Annotated in this window: 13 protein-coding genes and 1 riboswitch; of the genes, 6 read left to right on the top strand and 7 right to left on the bottom strand. The window is 40.0% G+C overall.

Features of this window, described 5'->3' with window-relative positions; translation table 11 throughout:
* Positions 1 to 98 precede the first annotated feature (98 nt).
* Positions 99 to 479, top strand: coding sequence for a photosystem I reaction center subunit IV (locus IQ230_RS27950; protein WP_193933515.1), 381 nt, complete (start codon positions 99 to 101; stop codon positions 477 to 479).
* Between the two features lie 3 nt (positions 480 to 482).
* Positions 483 to 1,334, top strand: coding sequence for a DNA-formamidopyrimidine glycosylase (locus IQ230_RS17270; RefSeq protein ID WP_193933513.1), 852 nt, complete (start codon positions 483 to 485; stop codon positions 1,332 to 1,334).
* A gap of 691 nt (positions 1,335 to 2,025) precedes the next feature.
* On the opposite strand, the gene mdh is transcribed toward IQ230_RS17270, so the two are convergent.
* Positions 2,026 to 3,003, bottom strand: coding sequence for a malate dehydrogenase (gene mdh, locus IQ230_RS17265; protein ID WP_193933511.1), 978 nt, complete (start codon positions 3,001 to 3,003; stop codon positions 2,026 to 2,028).
* Between the two features lie 193 nt (positions 3,004 to 3,196).
* A complete protein-coding gene (gene ndhO, locus IQ230_RS17260) occupies positions 3,197 to 3,412 on the bottom strand; it encodes an NAD(P)H-quinone oxidoreductase subunit O (RefSeq protein WP_099702765.1) in 216 nt (71 codons plus the stop codon).
* 474 nt (positions 3,413 to 3,886) lie between these two features.
* On the opposite strand from ndhO, the gene IQ230_RS27715 reads away from it, so the two are divergent.
* The 3 genes from IQ230_RS27715 to pirA all read left to right on the top strand — a co-directional run bounded on the left by IQ230_RS27715 (position 3,887) and on the right by pirA (position 8,211).
* Positions 3,887 to 5,152 carry a PAS domain-containing protein gene (locus tag IQ230_RS27715; protein WP_193933509.1) on the top strand — a complete coding sequence of 422 codons (1,266 nt, stop codon included), beginning with the start codon at positions 3,887 to 3,889 and terminating at the stop codon, positions 5,150 to 5,152.
* A gap of 21 nt (positions 5,153 to 5,173) precedes the next feature.
* Positions 5,174 to 7,465, top strand: coding sequence for an EAL domain-containing protein (locus IQ230_RS17250; RefSeq protein ID WP_193933507.1), 2,292 nt, complete (start codon positions 5,174 to 5,176; stop codon positions 7,463 to 7,465).
* Positions 7,466 to 7,643: 178 nt separating this feature from the next.
* Positions 7,644 to 7,732: riboswitch (Glutamine riboswitch) on the top strand.
* Positions 7,733 to 7,782: 50 nt separating this feature from the next.
* The gene (pirA, locus tag IQ230_RS17245) at positions 7,783 to 8,211 is read left to right on the top strand and encodes an arginine synthesis PII-interacting regulator PirA (protein WP_193933506.1); all 429 of its coding nucleotides are present in this window, start codon (positions 7,783 to 7,785) and stop codon (positions 8,209 to 8,211) included.
* 79 nt (positions 8,212 to 8,290) lie between these two features.
* On the opposite strand, the gene IQ230_RS17240 is transcribed toward pirA, so the two are convergent.
* From IQ230_RS17240 to IQ230_RS17230, 3 genes are all read right to left on the bottom strand, one after another.
* Positions 8,291 to 8,938 carry an HAD-IA family hydrolase gene (locus IQ230_RS17240; RefSeq protein ID WP_193933553.1) on the bottom strand — a complete coding sequence of 216 codons (648 nt, stop codon included), beginning with the start codon at positions 8,936 to 8,938 and terminating at the stop codon, positions 8,291 to 8,293.
* A 93-nt stretch (positions 8,939 to 9,031) separates the two neighbouring features.
* The gene (locus IQ230_RS17235; protein WP_193933504.1) at positions 9,032 to 10,216 is read right to left on the bottom strand and encodes an NAD(P)/FAD-dependent oxidoreductase; all 1,185 of its coding nucleotides are present in this window, start codon (positions 10,214 to 10,216) and stop codon (positions 9,032 to 9,034) included.
* Between the two features lie 50 nt (positions 10,217 to 10,266).
* Positions 10,267 to 11,892 (bottom strand): DUF655 domain-containing protein, encoded by a 1,626-nt coding sequence (locus tag IQ230_RS17230; protein ID WP_193933502.1) that lies wholly within the window; start codon positions 11,890 to 11,892, stop codon positions 10,267 to 10,269.
* A gap of 131 nt (positions 11,893 to 12,023) precedes the next feature.
* Between IQ230_RS17230 and IQ230_RS17225 the strand changes: the two genes are divergently transcribed.
* Complete coding sequence (locus IQ230_RS17225) at positions 12,024 to 13,187, top strand: cysteine desulfurase family protein (RefSeq protein ID WP_193933500.1); 1,164 nt, start codon at positions 12,024 to 12,026, stop codon at positions 13,185 to 13,187.
* 16 nt (positions 13,188 to 13,203) lie between these two features.
* Here the strand turns inward: IQ230_RS17225 and argS are convergent, their stop codons facing one another.
* Together argS and nadC are read right to left on the bottom strand one after the other, a co-directional pair.
* A complete protein-coding gene (gene argS / locus IQ230_RS17220) occupies positions 13,204 to 14,961 on the bottom strand; it encodes an arginine--tRNA ligase (RefSeq protein WP_193933498.1) in 1,758 nt (585 codons plus the stop codon).
* Positions 14,962 to 15,020: 59 nt separating this feature from the next.
* Entirely contained in the window at positions 15,021 to 15,842 is an 822-nt protein-coding gene (nadC, locus tag IQ230_RS17215) for a carboxylating nicotinate-nucleotide diphosphorylase (protein ID WP_228055086.1), read from the bottom strand.
* Positions 15,843 to 16,094 lie beyond the last annotated feature (252 nt).

Below are 16,094 nucleotides of genomic sequence, written 5' to 3'. Positions count from 1 at the left end.
CAAATAACTTAATACTTGACTTTATTGCTGACAACAGGTTGTAGAGTGAAATCTATTAGCCGTATCAGTGGCATTGATAATTAAAAGGAAAAGTACAAATGGTTGAACGTGGTTCAAAAGTGCGAATCCTCCGCAAAGAGTCCTACTGGTTTCAAGATACAGGAGTTGTTGCCTCTGTTGACAAAAGTGGCATTCGCTACCCAGTGATTGTCCGCTTTGATAAAGTCAACTACGCAGGTGTAAACACCAATAACTTTTCTGAAACAGAACTAGTAGAGATTGAAAAACCTGTATCCAAAGCGAAAAAAGCCACTCCATCCGCTTCCGGTGGTAAACAAACTACCATCGATGAGCGCACTCGGACAACTGGTCAGGGAACTCCGCTAAAACCTGAAGGCAAGACGACAGCTGCACCAGAGTCTGGAGAAGGTAGTTCTACTGTAGTGGGTGATGCTAACCAAGGAACCGATTCTCGTTAAATTGTGCCGGAACTACCTGAAGTAGAAACTGTACGACAGGGTCTAAATCAACTGACCTTGAACAAAAAAATTATGGGTGGGGATGTGTTATTAGAGCGCACGATCGCCCACCCTATTTCTATAGCAGACTTTCTTACAGGTATTCAAGGAAGTGCGGTCGCTCATTGGCATCGTTATGGCAAGTACTTATTAGCTGAACTAACTCAAAATTCTACAGAAGCTGCAGCTGGCTGGTTGGGCGTACATTTGCGCATGACTGGTCAGTTGTTGTGGTTAAACCAAGACGAAGATTTACAAAAGCACACTCGCGTTAGACTTTTTTTTGCTCATGGGCTAGAGTTGCGCTTTGTTGACCAACGAACTTTTGGTCAAATGTGGTGGGTACCACCAGGAATTCCATCTGAAAGCGTTATGACAGGTCTAGCCAGACTAGGATTAGATCCGTTTGCTCCCCAATTCTCTGTCGAGTACTTAGCACAAAAATTCAAGAAATGCCACCGCGCAATCAAAACTGCTCTTCTAGACCAAGCACTTGTTGCTGGATTAGGTAATATCTACGCTGATGAAGCATTATTTCTCAGTAAACTGCAACCAACAACTCTTTGTACTGAGTTGAGTTTATCTCAGATAGAAATGCTGCACCATGCCATTATCCAAGTATTAAAAACAAGTCTCGCAGCAGGTGGGACGACCTTTAGTACCTTTTTGAATGTACAAGGTGTTAATGGTAAATACAGCGGTATTGCTTGGGTTTATAACCGTACCGGACAACCCTGTCGCATCTGCCAAACACCAATTCAACGGATTAGATTAGCAGGACGTTCTTCTCACTTTTGTCCTAACTGTCAGCAATAAATCATTCTTCAGTTCTGAGAGAAATGCTAGGACGTGTAGTAAGTTAATATTTTGCTATTAAAGTATAAAAAAATAGTTACTATTTGATGTATTTTAAGTAAAGCTTCTAAATGGCTAATCCACTGACATAATTCTGCTAGTTTCTAATCTCAAACATAATCCAAATTGGCCAAAAAGTCACTATTAGAGGACATTGCCAGCGCGGAGGTGAAAAGCGCCGATTACAGCTTTTTAATATAGCTAGCCAGCAAACAAATCCTGAAAAGAGATAGGCAGTAACCAGATAGAGCAAGAAAATAGTATTCATAAATACTTTTAAATAAGATAAGTACCAACAATTAGAGCATGCCTGATTTTGAGTAAAGAAACTAAGGTTTAATCAAACAGTAGTAATGAAAATTCAGTAAAGATTTTGCTACGTATTGTTAGATTACTACTGAGATTTGTAATTTCTCAATAAGGAAAAGTAGGGAAACTCGGTGAGGAGTTTTTCAGTAATACTTAAAAAGTAAGACCTTTATCCTTTAATCTTTGTAGGATTAGCTCTAAGCTTTTACGGCAAAGTACTAATACCAATAAAATACTGCTTATTTCAGTATATTGATAGAAAAAAAGCTGCTCTACCGTAGACGTACGTAAATTTTCAGTGAAATTAAGTATGTCTTTTTAAGAAGCAAAATACTTTTTGTACTTAGTTTATTTTTACAAGCGATCGTGCTTGCTCAACATTTTGTCGAACTTCTTGCGCTGCTAAGTGTAATGCAGCAATTTCTGTATCTGTTAGTTGTAGTTCTAATATCTTCTCGACACCACTAGCCCCAAGCAAGGTAGGCACGCCAATGAAGATGTCATGCAAGCCATATTCACCTTGCAGATAAGTTGCTACAGGCACTAAACGGAACTGATTAAGTAGAATAGCTTCAACCATTAAAAATGTAGACGCCGCAGGCGCAAAATAAGCACTACCTGTCTGCATCAACTCGACAATTTCTGCGCCTCCCTTCCGAGTTCTTTCTACTAAGCGCTCGATTGTTGTAGCATTGATCAACTCTGTAATTGGAACACCATTAACTGTAGAATAGCGTGGCAAAGGTACCATCAAATCGCCATGACTACCCAACACTATTGCTCGTACATCTGCAATACTGACGCCTAACTCCATCGCAACAAAAGCCTGGAAGCGCGCTGAGTCTAGAACTCCAGCCATACCTATTACTCGTTGGGCAGAAAGTTGAGTGGCTTGCCAAGCAAGATACGTCATCACATCTAAGGGATTAGTCACCACAATTAAGATTGCATTAGGAGAATGAGCGATCGCATTTGTTGCTGTCTCAACTACGATTTTGGCATTGGTTTTAAGCAACGCATCTCGGCTCATCCCTGGTTTACGTGGTTGCCCTGCTGTAATGACTACGATGTCTGAACCAGCACTATCAGCATAATTTGTTGTGCCAATAAACTGACGACTATGCTGCGATATTCCTTTTGCTTCCATCAAATCGAGCGCTAAACCTTGAGGTAAACCCTCTACTTCATCTAATAACACTACATCAGCAAGATTTTTCTCACCAATTTGTTGAGCTAAAGTGCTACCAACTTTACCGACGCCCACAATCGTAACGCGGGGAGAAGCATTTACTAAATGAGAGGAAGTAGAGGCGATAGGCATAGATGAAAATGCATTTACCGAAGATAAAGCGTCACTTACGTGTTATGTAGACTAATCTACAGTGTAACTGACCTGCTGTTAGCCAGTTAGTCTCATAAGACACTGTCACTGAGTGCTAATGACCATTATTGTAGAAGACAATTTCCCATTGCTTGCTACTAAGACACAAAATGAATCAATAACAATCGACAATTTACTTAAATGACTCTAGCTGATCTACCCGCAACCATATGTTTGGAGTAGGCACTTGTCCAAATACAACAAGTGCATAATCCCCTTTAATCTCCAAAACTTCCCCTTTAGTTTCAAAAATGTATGACGGAAAACGTGCGTCGCTAGCTTGAGCTTCTAAAGTGCTTTCTAGCTTTTCCCGAACGGCACGAACTAAGTCTCCCTTTTTAACAGCCATAGTTTTACTGTGTCACCTAAGCGTAATTCTTTCTATATTCTGCACGTTATTGGCTAATTTATAAACCGTGTTAATTCCGAGTACCTTTGCCAGGTATCAATTAATTTCTTAATCCCACGCACACTACTGCTATTATTCTTGAAAATTGACACCCATTTTTGTCCAATTTTGCTATATATCTTTAACTAAAATATTATAAAAGAATCTGAGAGTTTACCAATTTTTTACTTACCATCTCAGTGACTTAGCAGTATTGATCAACTAAGTGAGGTTAAAAAATCTAAGATTACCATATTTAATATCAGTACTAACACAGAATAAAAAGATGACAAGATAGGGCACAAATAAATTGAATAATAAGAATTTGTTTGATGGAAAATCAAATATCACGTTGAAAGTGCAGCAATGTATTAACGTATATAAAAATGCCTAGTCATGATAGCTACATATAATCTGTATTTGATTATTTCAATAGTGACTGTCATAACAATTGCTTCTACTGTGTTAGAAGAACCTTCAGAATTCTGGAGAACGCTTTATTTGCGTAGAGAAGTACTTATTGGTAGTGCGATCGCTTTAGAAACCAGTATGTACTTAATTTATTTGATAGGCTTGATAGCATACAATCAATCACAACAGATGCAAATTAACAGTTTGATTGTTGTCGTTATAATTCTCTTGATATCTTTTTTATTTAAGATATTAATTTTTGACAGTTTATATCATTATTTCTTGACCATTAATCCTCTTATAGAAAAGTTTTTTACAAGAGTAAGCTGCTTTGGAGTACCAATGTTATCACTGCCAATACTACAAATTGATTATTACTCGTTGTTGATAGCAACTTTGATTGGAGGTATGAGTTTTGGTTGCTTATTGAGATTATGGTATGAACATCATATTATCTCAAAAGTGGCATCTAACTGGTGGATTTTCTATGTTGCAACTGCGATCGCGATTAGTGTTGGAACCTACTATTATATGGAGAAATCTGCATTTTCTACACATACTGGGCAACAGTTAGCATTTGTAGTAAACAATTTCACTCACTTTTCACTACCAGAAGCTACTATCATTACAACTATAGTTATTCTATTTTTAGAATTTCAGGAAGTTTTCACTGCACAACGCTTGCGTACAGAAGTAGCGTTAGCAGAAAGTCAACGTCGATTAACAACTTTGATTGACTCACTACCAGGAATTGCATTTGTTTGTAGTAATGATCCTGGTTGGACAATGACCTACGTCAGCGAAGGTTGCTTAGAATTAACAGGTTATCGAAGTGATGAGCTGACAGGAACTACAGGATTGTATAACGCTATCACCCACCCAGAAGATTTATCTAGAGTTCTACAAAGCATTACGAAAGCCGTAGAAGTAAAACGACCGTATGTCATTGAGTACCGTATTTTCACAAAGTCAGGTGAGCTAAAGTGGTTATGGGAAAAGGGTAATGGAGTTTTTAATAGTAATGGAGAAATTCTTGGATTAGAGGGATTTATTACCGATATTTCTGAACTTAAGCGTTCGGAAGTTGCTCTCAAGGAAAGCGAACAAAGATACCGAGAATTATTTGAAAGTCACCCTTGTCCAATGTGGGTGTACGACCTTGAAACTCTTTCTTTTCTTGCTGTAAACAATGCTGCCATTCAGCATTATGGCTACAAACGTGATGAATTTTTATCGATGACGATTAAAGATCTTCGTCCGCCTGAAGATATAGCCCGTTTGATGCAGTAACTCAAATATTTGACGCCTGAGATGAGTTCTCATGGTGTTTGGAGACACTGTAAAAAAGATGGAGCTATCATTAACGTAGAAATTTCCTCCCACTCCCTAACTTTTATAGGAAAGCAGGCTGTCGTTGTTTCTGCTTACGATGTAACAAAACGAATACAAACTGAAGGAGCACTACGGCAAGCAGAAGAAAAGTATCGTAGTATTTTTGAAAATGCAAGTGAAGGGATTTTTCAAACTACACCCACAGGACAGTATCTCAGCGCAAATCCAGCATTAGCAAGAATTTATGGTTATGAGTCACCTGCAGAACTTATTGCAAATGTAACTGATATTGAATATCAACTTTATGTCGATCGTCATCGTCGTGCTGAGTTTGTTGATTTGATACAACAACACAATGCTGTATCTGGCTTTGAATCGCAAGTTTACTGCAAAGATGGTAGTACTATCTGGATCTCAGAAAATGCGCGAACTGTGCGTAACGTGCATGGCGAATTATTATGTTATGAAGGTACTGTAGAAAACATCACTGAGCGCAAACGAACTGAAGCAGCGCAAGCCCGCTTCACTGCAATTTTAGAAGCAACAACAGACTTTGTTGGAATTGCGGATAGTCAAGGAAAACCGTTGTATCTTAATCAAGCTGGTCGAAATATGCTAGGGTTAGATGCCCAACAAGACATTTCACAGCTTAGTGTTTTTCACTGTCACCCTAACTGGGTGAATAAAGTTTTTCTTAATGAAGTCGTACCTACTCTTCTTTCACATGGAGTTTGGAACGGAGAAATGGCACTACTCAACCGCAACAAAGAAGAAATTCCTGTTTCACAAGTCGTTGTTGCCAAAAGCTCAACTTCTGGGGAGCTTGATTTTGTTGCTACTATTGCTCGCGATATTACTGAACGTAAGCGTTTAGAAGCGCAACTTTCATACTTAGCTAACCACGATTCTTTAACTGGCTTGTTCAATCGCCGCTACTTTCAAGCTCAACTTGAGTATTATTTAGAGCTAGCACAGCGCGATCGCCATTGTGGCGCCTTAATCTTAATAGACATAGATGACTTTAAGGATATTAATGACACTTTTGGGCATAAGGCAGGAGATGATCTGCTTAGAAATCTTGCCACTTTACTACAAGAGCAAGTAGAAAATAAAGATATTTTGGCACGCTTGGGTGGAGATGAATTTGCCATACTTATCCCACAAACTTCTATGAGTCAAGTTCATTTAATTCAGCAAAAGATTTTAAATGCACTTGAAAATCATGTAGTTATTGCAAATGGTCAACCAGTAAGAGTAACAGCAAGCTTGGGTGCTACTCTGTTTCCAGAGCATGGAGTTGTTGCAGATGAACTCCTTGCTTATGCAGATCTTGCAATGTATAAATCAAAAGAACTTGGTAGCAATTGTTTTAGCTTTTACACTCCTGATCCTCATTGGCAAGCTCAAATCCAGTCGCGAAATTTCTGGAAAAATCAAATTCGCGAAGCACTTGAGCAAGACTTATTTGTTCTCTACTGTCAACCCATTTTAGATTTGCAAAGTAACAGTACTTCTTGCTACGAAGTTTTAATTCGGATGCTAGGTAAAGATGGAGAGGTTATTTGTCCTAATACATTTCTACCAATTGCTGAGAACTGTGGATTAATTTTTCATATTGATCGCTGGGTTGTTCGTCAAGCAATTCATTTAATTGCTAGTCATGCAAAAGTAGGTAATGATTTGAGATTAGAAGTTAACATTTCTGGCAAATCATTATCTGATAGCGAACTTTTGCCGATGATTCAAAGAGAGCTTGCCACAACAGGGGTAAATCCTGCATCTTTGATATTAGAGATTACCGAAACGGCTGCGATCGCTGATTTTTCTCAAGCCCGTAAATTTATTAATACGCTCAAGCAAATGGGTTGCCAATTTGCTATTGATGATTTTGGCATAGGTTACTCTTCGTTTTCGCAACTCAAACACTTACCAGTAGACTACCTCAAAATAGATGGTAGTTTTATTAAAAATCTCGCGAAAGATACTTTAGATCGTCACTTAGTTAAAGCAATTGTAGAAGTCGCCCGTGGGCTATCTATTTCTACAATTGCTGAGTTTGTAGCTAATTCAGAAACTATACAGCTATTACATCAATTAGGTATTGATTATGCTCAAGGCTATCATATTGGTTTACCAATACCAGTAACTGAATTATTTCATTGGAACAATACATATAATTGTTCTTCTCAAGTTTCTCAGTGGAATTTAAGTTGTACAAAGATACCTAAACATCTATACACATCTACTTTTCTATTGCAGTCTAAAGATTAATGCAGCGTTGTGACTAATAAATTTATTGATGCAGTGCTCTTACTGAATAGATTTTAAAGTTTTAAATTTAGACAAAAGTCTTTATAAGTCATTTATCAAAACATATTTGCTATTATATTAAGTCTTGTTAAGTTTGACGTTTTTGATAATAAACAGTAAAGTAGGATACAGAAAACAAAACGTTCATCTCTACTTTTTTACAAGATCTGCCTTAAGTTAGATGTTTTGTAGAGACGGAAGTAGGGATCACTCCCGAAGGAACGCGCCTTACATAATCAAAACCTAAACTCAAGTAATTTATAGAAAAGGCTAGGGAGATGAAATTTAAGTACAGAGGGATTAACTATGAATCATGTACACCTGCTACTGAGATGATAGAAGGTGAAGCGGGCGGACAATATCGAGGTGTAAGTTGGAAACATCACTACCCAAGACATATTCCTACACCTCAACCTGTAGTTGGACTAAAGTATCGCGGAGTTAGCTACTCCTCTGGACATCCAATAGATGTGGAAGCAAGTATCTTACGCCGACAGTACGAAGATAAAGCGGTAGCTAAGTCAATGCCACAGCAAGAATCAATAATGAGCAACCGCCAAAAAGCTTTAACGCAGTTAAATCACACTCACATTGCTAATATTCGTCAAAATTTGGAACATCGGTTGGAAGTAGCGCGGGCTAGAGGCGACCAAAAACTAGTTCAAATGCTAGAAATAGAAGCAAGTCAGCTTATTGCACGTAACTAGATTACTGAACAATCAGCTTTCTTGCTCAAAGCCTAGCTAGATCAACATTAGCTAGGTTTTAGTTTAATAACGAGTATAACTACGTGCTACGGTCAATGATAAATGCTTTAATTCCAGCTGCTGTTGCTCCATGATAGTCTTCATTCCAACTATCACCAATGTGCCAGGCTAGCTCAGGACTGCAGTTATGTTTCGCGAGTGCTGTCATAAAAATTTCCTGATCGGGCTTCGCTGCGCCTGCTTCAGTAGAAATAGTGATAGAAGTAAAGAACTTGTCTAAATCAAGCTCTGCTAGAACTAAGTAGAGTCGAGAATCAAAATTTGATATTATTCCTAGCTCAACTTCCATCTGTTGCCAACGCTCCAAGGCCGGAGCAACGTCAGGATACACATACCAAGGATCAGCAGTTGCAAAATACCGATACAATTCTGTGAAGAAAGCAGAGAAATCAGTAAATTGATTAAGAACGCCCACCTGCTGGAAAGTTTGCTGTGCAACTGATTTCCACCAATGAAACTCACACGCTGCGATCTCATCTGGTTCCATTTCTGGAAAGACTGGTGGTGGAGCCGCTTGGAAACTTTGTAGAAATGCTTGATTTAATGTTTTAGCTGAGATGTAGATTCCAAATTTTTGTGCTACCTCACTATAGGCTTGACCAACGCTACCTTTAACTCCGAAAAGCGTACCAACTGCATCAAGAAAAATGATCTTTGGTTTTTGCATCATCTGTTATTAGCTGCTAGCCTACGGCGATCGCGGAATCTAAGTAGAAATTGTTTGCCTCTAATCATACCCTGGTAATCGTTACTGTTAAAACTATTCAGCTAGTTCAGTAAACGGGCTAGTGATCCAATTAATCCCGACTTTGAGTTTGTGACCTAGTGTAGGCATACGATAAAGATACGCTAAGCGACGTGCTACATAAGCTAACGGACCATCAAGCTTAATTCCTAAACCTGTAAAAGTAGCGTTGTCTGTTCCCAACGTCATCATTTCACCTAAATGTTGATAGCGGAAGGGAAGTAAAGGACGTTCTGTTAATGAAGCCCAGACGTTCCAGCCTACGTAATCTGCTTGTTGAAATGCAGCTTGAGCAGTAGAGGGTATTTGTTGCCCTTCTGCGTCACGACAGTCAGCTAAATCCCCTAGAGCAAAAATTTCGGGATGGTCTACAACTTGTAAAGTGGATGTTGTTGTTAATTTACCGTGCTGTTGCTTGAGAGGAAGCGATCGCACAACAGGTGAAACCCGCGTTCCTACTGTCCAAATGACGATATCTACAGGAATTGTATCAACTTGATTTTTGTATTCGAGTGCGATCGCCTGTGGTTCAATTTCTTGGACTTTCGTTTCCAAATCAATCCAAATTCCCCGCGCATCCAAAGCTTTACTAGCAGCAATGCGATTGTGTTCTGGTGATGTCCGCAAGATCTGATCCGTCATTTCGACCAAACGAATGCGGGCGCGATTTTGCAAGCGATCTGCCAATTTACACGCCAACTCGACGCCACAGTAACCTCCTCCTACGATTGCTACGCGGATTTTGTCAACAGGGGACTCTTCAAGCAGTCGCAGTCGCGCTTCTAGGTGATACGCATCATCAATCGTTCGGAAAGGAAAAGCATATGATGTTGCTCCAGGAACCATATCGAGTGGAGTTTCGCCACCTAATGCAAGAACTAAGCGATCGTAAGGAATTTCTGAACCTTCTTGTAAATGAACTCGCTGTTCGTCAATATTAATACCTGTAACAGTTCCTTGATAAAAACGTATACCTGTGCCAGCGAATATTTCTGAGAATGGTGGTGCTATTTCCCAAGTTTGTAGTTCACCTGTCAGGAGTTCGTAAAGTAATGGTGAGAATAAAAAGCGATCGCTTTGATCGACAAGCACAATTTCTGGTTTTTGTGACTTCCACGGTAATTGTGACAATCTTAAGGCAGTATAAAGACCACCAAAACCACCACCGAGAATACAAATGCGTGCAGGTTGCTGGGTCATAATTCTAGTCAAGCATAAGCAGCAGAGCTTCTTTCAGGATAACAAGCTAATTACCAAGTCACGCGATCGCCTAACCTAGTTACTAAATTTGTACTGATTCCTGATATGCGTTCTAAATCTGCTAGAGATGTAAAAGGTTGTTCCTGACGTGCAGTGATAATTCTTTGTGCTAGTTTCTCACCAATGCCAGGTAATGCAGTGAGTTCTTCTAAGCTAGCTGTGTTGAGATTAACTTTGTCGGCTGTGTTCTTGTTGGCTGCATCAGCAGATTGAAATTGCGCACACTGTTGCTGTTGTTCCCTAATTTTCTTTTGAACACTGACTGGTACGCCTAGTTGTGCAGTTGCATACAGTCGCTCAAATTCCTGTACATAATGCGCTGCAACAGTTGAGTTTTGTAAGATTAATAATGTTTCATCGTTTTTTGCATTTGCTGCAGCTGACCAGTTATGCGAGCCTGTAATAACAATTCGTTTGTCTACAACAGCAAACTTGTGATGTAGGGAATCGCCTTGCGGTAATTGTGGTGTTCCAACAGTAGCGATCGTATTTTGCCAAGGACGATTATTTTTTTCATAATGACAATTATCACTTAACGCCACTCCCATCATGTCTAACGCTTCACTATAAGTGCGAAACGCAAAACTTCGCTCAATTAATGCTCGAATTTGGACATTTTGCTGATGCGAAGTCTCTAGAATATTTGCTAACCTTTGTTCTGAAAAGACAAACAAAGCTAAATCTACTGAACGAGTAGCTGTATTGAGAAATTGTCCGATTAGACCATTCGTGCTGTTTTGCCAAGAAACAGTAGGCGAAGTTGGAGAAAACTGTACTGAAATATGATTATTGCCAACTTGAACATATTGCGGCGATCGCAATGGCTTTTTTAAACCAAACTGGCTGTCAAGTTGACCACTTGGACCATCACCCCACATTAAATTAAATTCTTCAGTAAATAGCTTGGCTAACTCTGGGCTATCAATTTTTAAAAGATTATTGGCATTACCTATACTGCCAGGAGAACTAAAATCACCATGAATATCACTTGTCGTGAAGTTAGCAGATGTCACAATTACGGTTTGTTTGTCAACAACGACAAATTTGTGATGCATCAATCCACTACCTGCTGAACCATCCGCAGTATCATCAATCCAAGGAACTCGCGCTTGATTAAGGATGACTAAAGCATCACCTTGATTAATTTCCTCAGCAGTTATTTTGCCATCTTTATTGCGATCTACTAAAGCCCGAAATTCTAGATAGCGGCTGCGTTCGCGCTGTGTGAGTTTCTCAACTTCTGCAGCAGTAAGGCTACTCCACGGGCGACTATAGTTATTTTCTAAAATAACTCTAACTTGTACTCCAGCTTGATGACGTTCTACTAAGGCTTGAGCAATTTTCGGTAAACGTAACTCTTGAATTGCCACATCCACTGTAGCTTGGGCAGAAGCGATCGCCTCAACAATTTTTTGCTCTAAATTGTCACCCTGACGTTTTTGCTGGCGATAAGGTTCTTGATACTTTGCTGCTTCTATGTGATTAAAGTACGCTTCAACAAAAGGATCTTGTGGTAGAGGTTGCGGTTTTTGTTGTGATTGTACCGATTGACACGCAGTTAAACTTAAGGACAGTAAAACTAATAGGCGGCTGGCAGTGACAGATAATAGACGCACAGAATAATTTATGAATTGCTACTAAACCGAGTTTTCCCAGTAGTAATGTGCGATCGCACAGTCATTCAAGCGATATCCTGAAAGAAGTAACCCTAGCTAGCTGGTTGCTGAATGATTTAGAGCTTGACACCATGCAAATTTATTTAGACTACAGTGCGACAACACCGCCACGCCCTGAAGCGATCGCTGCAATGCAAGCAGTTTTAACACAATATTGGGGTAATCCCTCTAGCTTACATGAGTGGGGTGGACGTGCAGCCACAGTAGTGGAACAAGCGCGAATGCAGGTTGCTAGCTTAATTAATGCATCCGCCGAATCAATTGTTTTTACGTCTGGCGGTACTGAAGCAGATAACTTAGCAATTATGGGAGTTGCGCGTCAGTACTCACAACCACAACATATTATTATTTCTCAAGTAGAACATCCTGCGATCGCTGAGCCAGTCAAACTACTAGAACAATGGGGCTGGCAAGTCACTCGCTTACCAGTAGACGCGCAAGGAAGAGTAAGTCCATTAGAATTAAAAGCTGCATTACGCAGCAATACAGTCTTAGTTTCAATTATTTATGGACAAAGTGAAGTAGGAACATTACAGCCAATTGATTCTTTAAGTAGAATTACGCATATGCATGGTGCTTTATTTCATACTGATGCGGTGCAAGTTGCTGGAAGATTACCGATTAATGTACAACATCTCCCAATTGACTTACTTTCGGTTTCTAGTCACAAAATTTATGGTCCTCAAGGTGCTGGTGCACTCTATATACGTCCTGGAATTGAGCTAGTCCCTCTGCTTGGTGGTGGTGGACAAGAATCACGCCGACGTTCTGGCACAGAGGCTGTACCAATGATTGCAGGATTTGGTGTAGCGGCTGAATTGGCTGCACAAGACATGACTATAGAGACACCACGCTTGATTCAACTGCGCGATCGCCTTTTTAATTTACTCAGCGACACACCTTATTTAATTCCTACAGGCGATCCTACATCCCGCCTCCCACATCATGTGAGTTTTTGCCTCACACATACCAATAAAAACATTACTGGTAAAACCATTGTCCGCCAACTGAACTTAGCTGGAATTGCTATTAGTTCTGGTTCAGCTTGTCATAGCGGTAAGCTCTCTCCAAGTCCAATATTGTCTGCAATGGGCTATACTCACCAGCAAGCATTAGGTGCACTCCGTCTCACTTTAGGAAGAGACGTCACAACAGCAGATGTTGATTGGACAGCAACGGTACTCAAGCAGATTTTACACCGATTAATGCCTGAGTTAACTTGTGCGAGTTGCTGATAGCGGTTTCAACAATCTACATCCTTTCAACAACAGATATACCTAGTAAAGATAATCCGAGTTGCAGTGTTCTCGCGGTTAAGTCGCATAAGAGTAACCGAGATGTCCGTGTCGGTTCTTCTGCTTGTAAAACTGGACACTGATCGTAAAACTGATTGAACTTCTGACTGAGTTCAAATAAGTACTGACACAAGCGATTTGGCATCAAATCTTGCTCAACCCCACTGAGGATTTCACTTAGTTGCAATAGGTGTTTGGCTAGCGTAAATTCTGTTGGTTCATGTAAGAAAATTTGTGCTTCTGAACCTAGTTGTTCAAAGTCTATTTGTCCCTTACGACTAATGCCTTGAATTCGCACATACGCATACAGCATATAAGGTGCCGTGTTACCTTGCAGGGCAAGCATTTTGTCGTAACTAAAAATATAATTGCTTGTCCGGTTTTGACTTAAGTCAGCATATTTAACGGCACTGATACCAACGGCTTGGGAGACTTTAGCTTTGAATTCTTCTGTCTCACTTCGATCTTCTGCTTTTAACCGAGATTCTAGATCAGCACGCGATCGCGCGATCGCTTCATCAAGTAAATCTTTCAGTCGAACAGTCTCTCCAGAGCGTGTTTTGAGTTTCTTTCCATCTTCTCCCAAAACCAAACCAAAGGGAACGTGAACAATTTCTACATTACTAGGAATCCAACCCGCCCGTCGTGCTACTTGAAACACCTGTGCAAAGTGATTTGCTTGTCCCGCATCTGTGATATAAATTAACCGTTCTGCCTGATCTTGTTTAATTCGGTAACGGAGTGCAGCCAAGTCAGTTGTCGCATAGTTGTAACCACTGTCTGATTTCTGCACAATCAACGGCAGTGGATCTCCCTCTTTATTAGTAAAGCCTTCTAGAAAAACGCATTTTGCTCCTGCGTCCTCTACAAGTAAGCCCTGGCGGTCTAAATCTTCTACAACTGCTGCTAACAATGGATTGTAAAAAGATTCTCCCCGCTCTGTTAAATGAACATTAAGTAAGTCATAAATAACTTGAAACTCACGCCGTGACTGTTCGCACAATAATCGCCAAGCTTTTTGAGTATCTTCTACTCCTGCTTGCAGTTTTACAACTTCCTGTCGTGCTGTCTCTCTGAATGTCTCGTCTTCATCAAACCGTTGCTTGGCTTTGCGATAAAAAGCAACTAAATCTCCAAGTTCCAAAGCATTAGCTGTAGTCAATGCATCAGGGTAAGCTTCGCGCAAGTAAGCAATCAACATTCCGAACTGCGTACCCCAATCTCCAACGTGATTTAGCCGCAGAACATCATGACCGCGAAATTCTAAAATTCGTGCAATACAATCCCCAATAATTGTAGAACGCAGATGTCCTACATGCATTTCCTTCGCAATATTCGGGCTAGAGAAATCAACAACAACTTGCTTAGGAGTTTTCGCTAATGCAATACCTAATCTTGGATCTGTCTGGCTAGAACGCAGTTGTGTTTCTAAATATTCGGTCTTTAACAATAAATTGATAAACCCAGGACCCGCAATACTTGGTGGTTCACAAATGTCAGCTACATCCAGCTTGTCCGTAATTTGTTCAGCGATCGCTCGTGCTGGCTGTTTTAATTGCTTACTCAAAGATAAAGCTACATTAGATTGATAGTCACCAAATTTGGGATTACTCGCAGGTACAAGTATTGGATCTACTTCAGCATAATTGTTGCCAAAAGCAGCAACTAAAGCTTGTGTAAATCGATGTTTTAATTGATCCAGCGTCGCACTCATAAAGTTAAGGGTTAAGAAGAAGAAACATCACAGCAGTCAAGAAGTTCTATACTACAACCCTAGCTTTTAATTTTCATACTTAAATCAAGCCATGAAGATTGAGTCACAGGAGCACTTGTCGAAACATAATCAACTCCAGTAGATGCTACTTGATAAATTGTTTCTAATGTAATATTGCCCGAAGCTTCAACTTTAATGTGAGGATCGTATTGACGAATCAGTTTAACTGCCTGTTGCATCACTTCTACAGGCATATTGTCAAGCATGATAATGTCTGCTTGATGCTGTAAAGCCTCTTGTACTTGTTCAATCGTTTCTGTCTCAACTTCTATGGTTAAAGGGTAAGGAATTTGAGCGCGAATGCGGGCGATCGCGTTTTTGATTCCTCCAGCAGCAGCAATATGATTATCTTTGATCATGACTGCATCGTCTAAACCGATGCGATGATTTCTCGCTCCACCTACTTGAGTTGCATATTTTTCAAGTAACCTCAAGCCTGGTGTTGTTTTGCGGGTATCAACTAACTGCGTAGGCAGTTCTGCTAGCTGTTCTACATACTTTCGTGTCAAAGTGGCAATCCCACTCAAACGCATAGCTAAATTCAACGCTACTCGTTCTCCTGTAAGGATCGCATTTAGTGAACCTTCTATTTGTGCTATCACTTGTCCTGGTTGACACCATTGCCCTTCATTAGTAGTAGCGACGAAACTAGTTTTCTCACACAAAAGCTGAAATACTCTCGCTGCAAATGGTAGACCAGCAACGATTCCAGAAGCTTTTGCTACCCACTGTGCTGTTATCCAAGGATTTTCGGTTGTCAATAAACCTTGAGTTGTGCGATCGCCTCGTCCAATATCCTCTATTAACCAAGCGCTAAGCATTGGATCGAGAATTAAAAGAGGTGGTAACGCAAAATTTTTCACAGTTGATGGTTCCTTTTCTGCTTTTTCTTTAGCAATATAGCCTACAACTATTATCCGGTAAGCTTTTCAAGATTTTCCATTTTTTTCTCTCAAAAAGCTTGACAATTTCAATTGAGGTTAGATATATTAGTAAAGCGCCAGAAGGAAAGGCAAGCGCAAAGCGCCTCCGGAAGGGCAACTGAACCAAGAAAAGAATAATAGTTTGAAAGC

The organism is Gloeocapsopsis crepidinum LEGE 06123 (assembly GCF_015207655.1).
Classification (GTDB): domain Bacteria; phylum Cyanobacteriota; class Cyanobacteriia; order Cyanobacteriales; family Chroococcidiopsidaceae; genus Gloeocapsopsis; species Gloeocapsopsis crepidinum.
The sequence above is the reverse complement of the archived record's forward strand: the minus strand, read 5'-3'. Positions and strand labels throughout refer to the sequence as shown.

Excerpts from the sequence above, each read along its gene's own strand:
- IQ230_RS27950 (WP_193933515.1), top strand. The coding sequence starts at position 99 with ATGGTTGAACGTGGTTCAAAAGTGCGAATCCTCCGCAAAGAGTCCTAC.
- mdh (WP_193933511.1), bottom strand. The coding sequence starts at position 3,003 with ATGCCTATCGCCTCTACTTCCTCTCATTTAGTAAATGCTTCTCCCCGC.
- ndhO (WP_099702765.1), bottom strand. The coding sequence starts at position 3,412 with ATGGCTGTTAAAAAGGGAGACTTAGTTCGTGCCGTTCGGGAAAAGCTA.
- IQ230_RS17250 (WP_193933507.1), top strand. The coding sequence starts at position 5,174 with ATGAGTTCTCATGGTGTTTGGAGACACTGTAAAAAAGATGGAGCTATC.
- pirA (WP_193933506.1), top strand. The coding sequence starts at position 7,783 with ATGAAATTTAAGTACAGAGGGATTAACTATGAATCATGTACACCTGCT.
- IQ230_RS17240 (WP_193933553.1), bottom strand. The coding sequence starts at position 8,938 with ATGCAAAAACCAAAGATCATTTTTCTTGATGCAGTTGGTACGCTTTTC.
- IQ230_RS17235 (WP_193933504.1), bottom strand. The coding sequence starts at position 10,216 with ATGACCCAGCAACCTGCACGCATTTGTATTCTCGGTGGTGGTTTTGGT.
- IQ230_RS17225 (WP_193933500.1), top strand. The coding sequence starts at position 12,024 with ATGCAAATTTATTTAGACTACAGTGCGACAACACCGCCACGCCCTGAA.
- argS (WP_193933498.1), bottom strand. The coding sequence starts at position 14,961 with ATGAGTGCGACGCTGGATCAATTAAAACATCGATTTACACAAGCTTTA.
- nadC (WP_228055086.1), bottom strand. The coding sequence starts at position 15,842 with ATGCTTAGCGCTTGGTTAATAGAGGATATTGGACGAGGCGATCGCACA.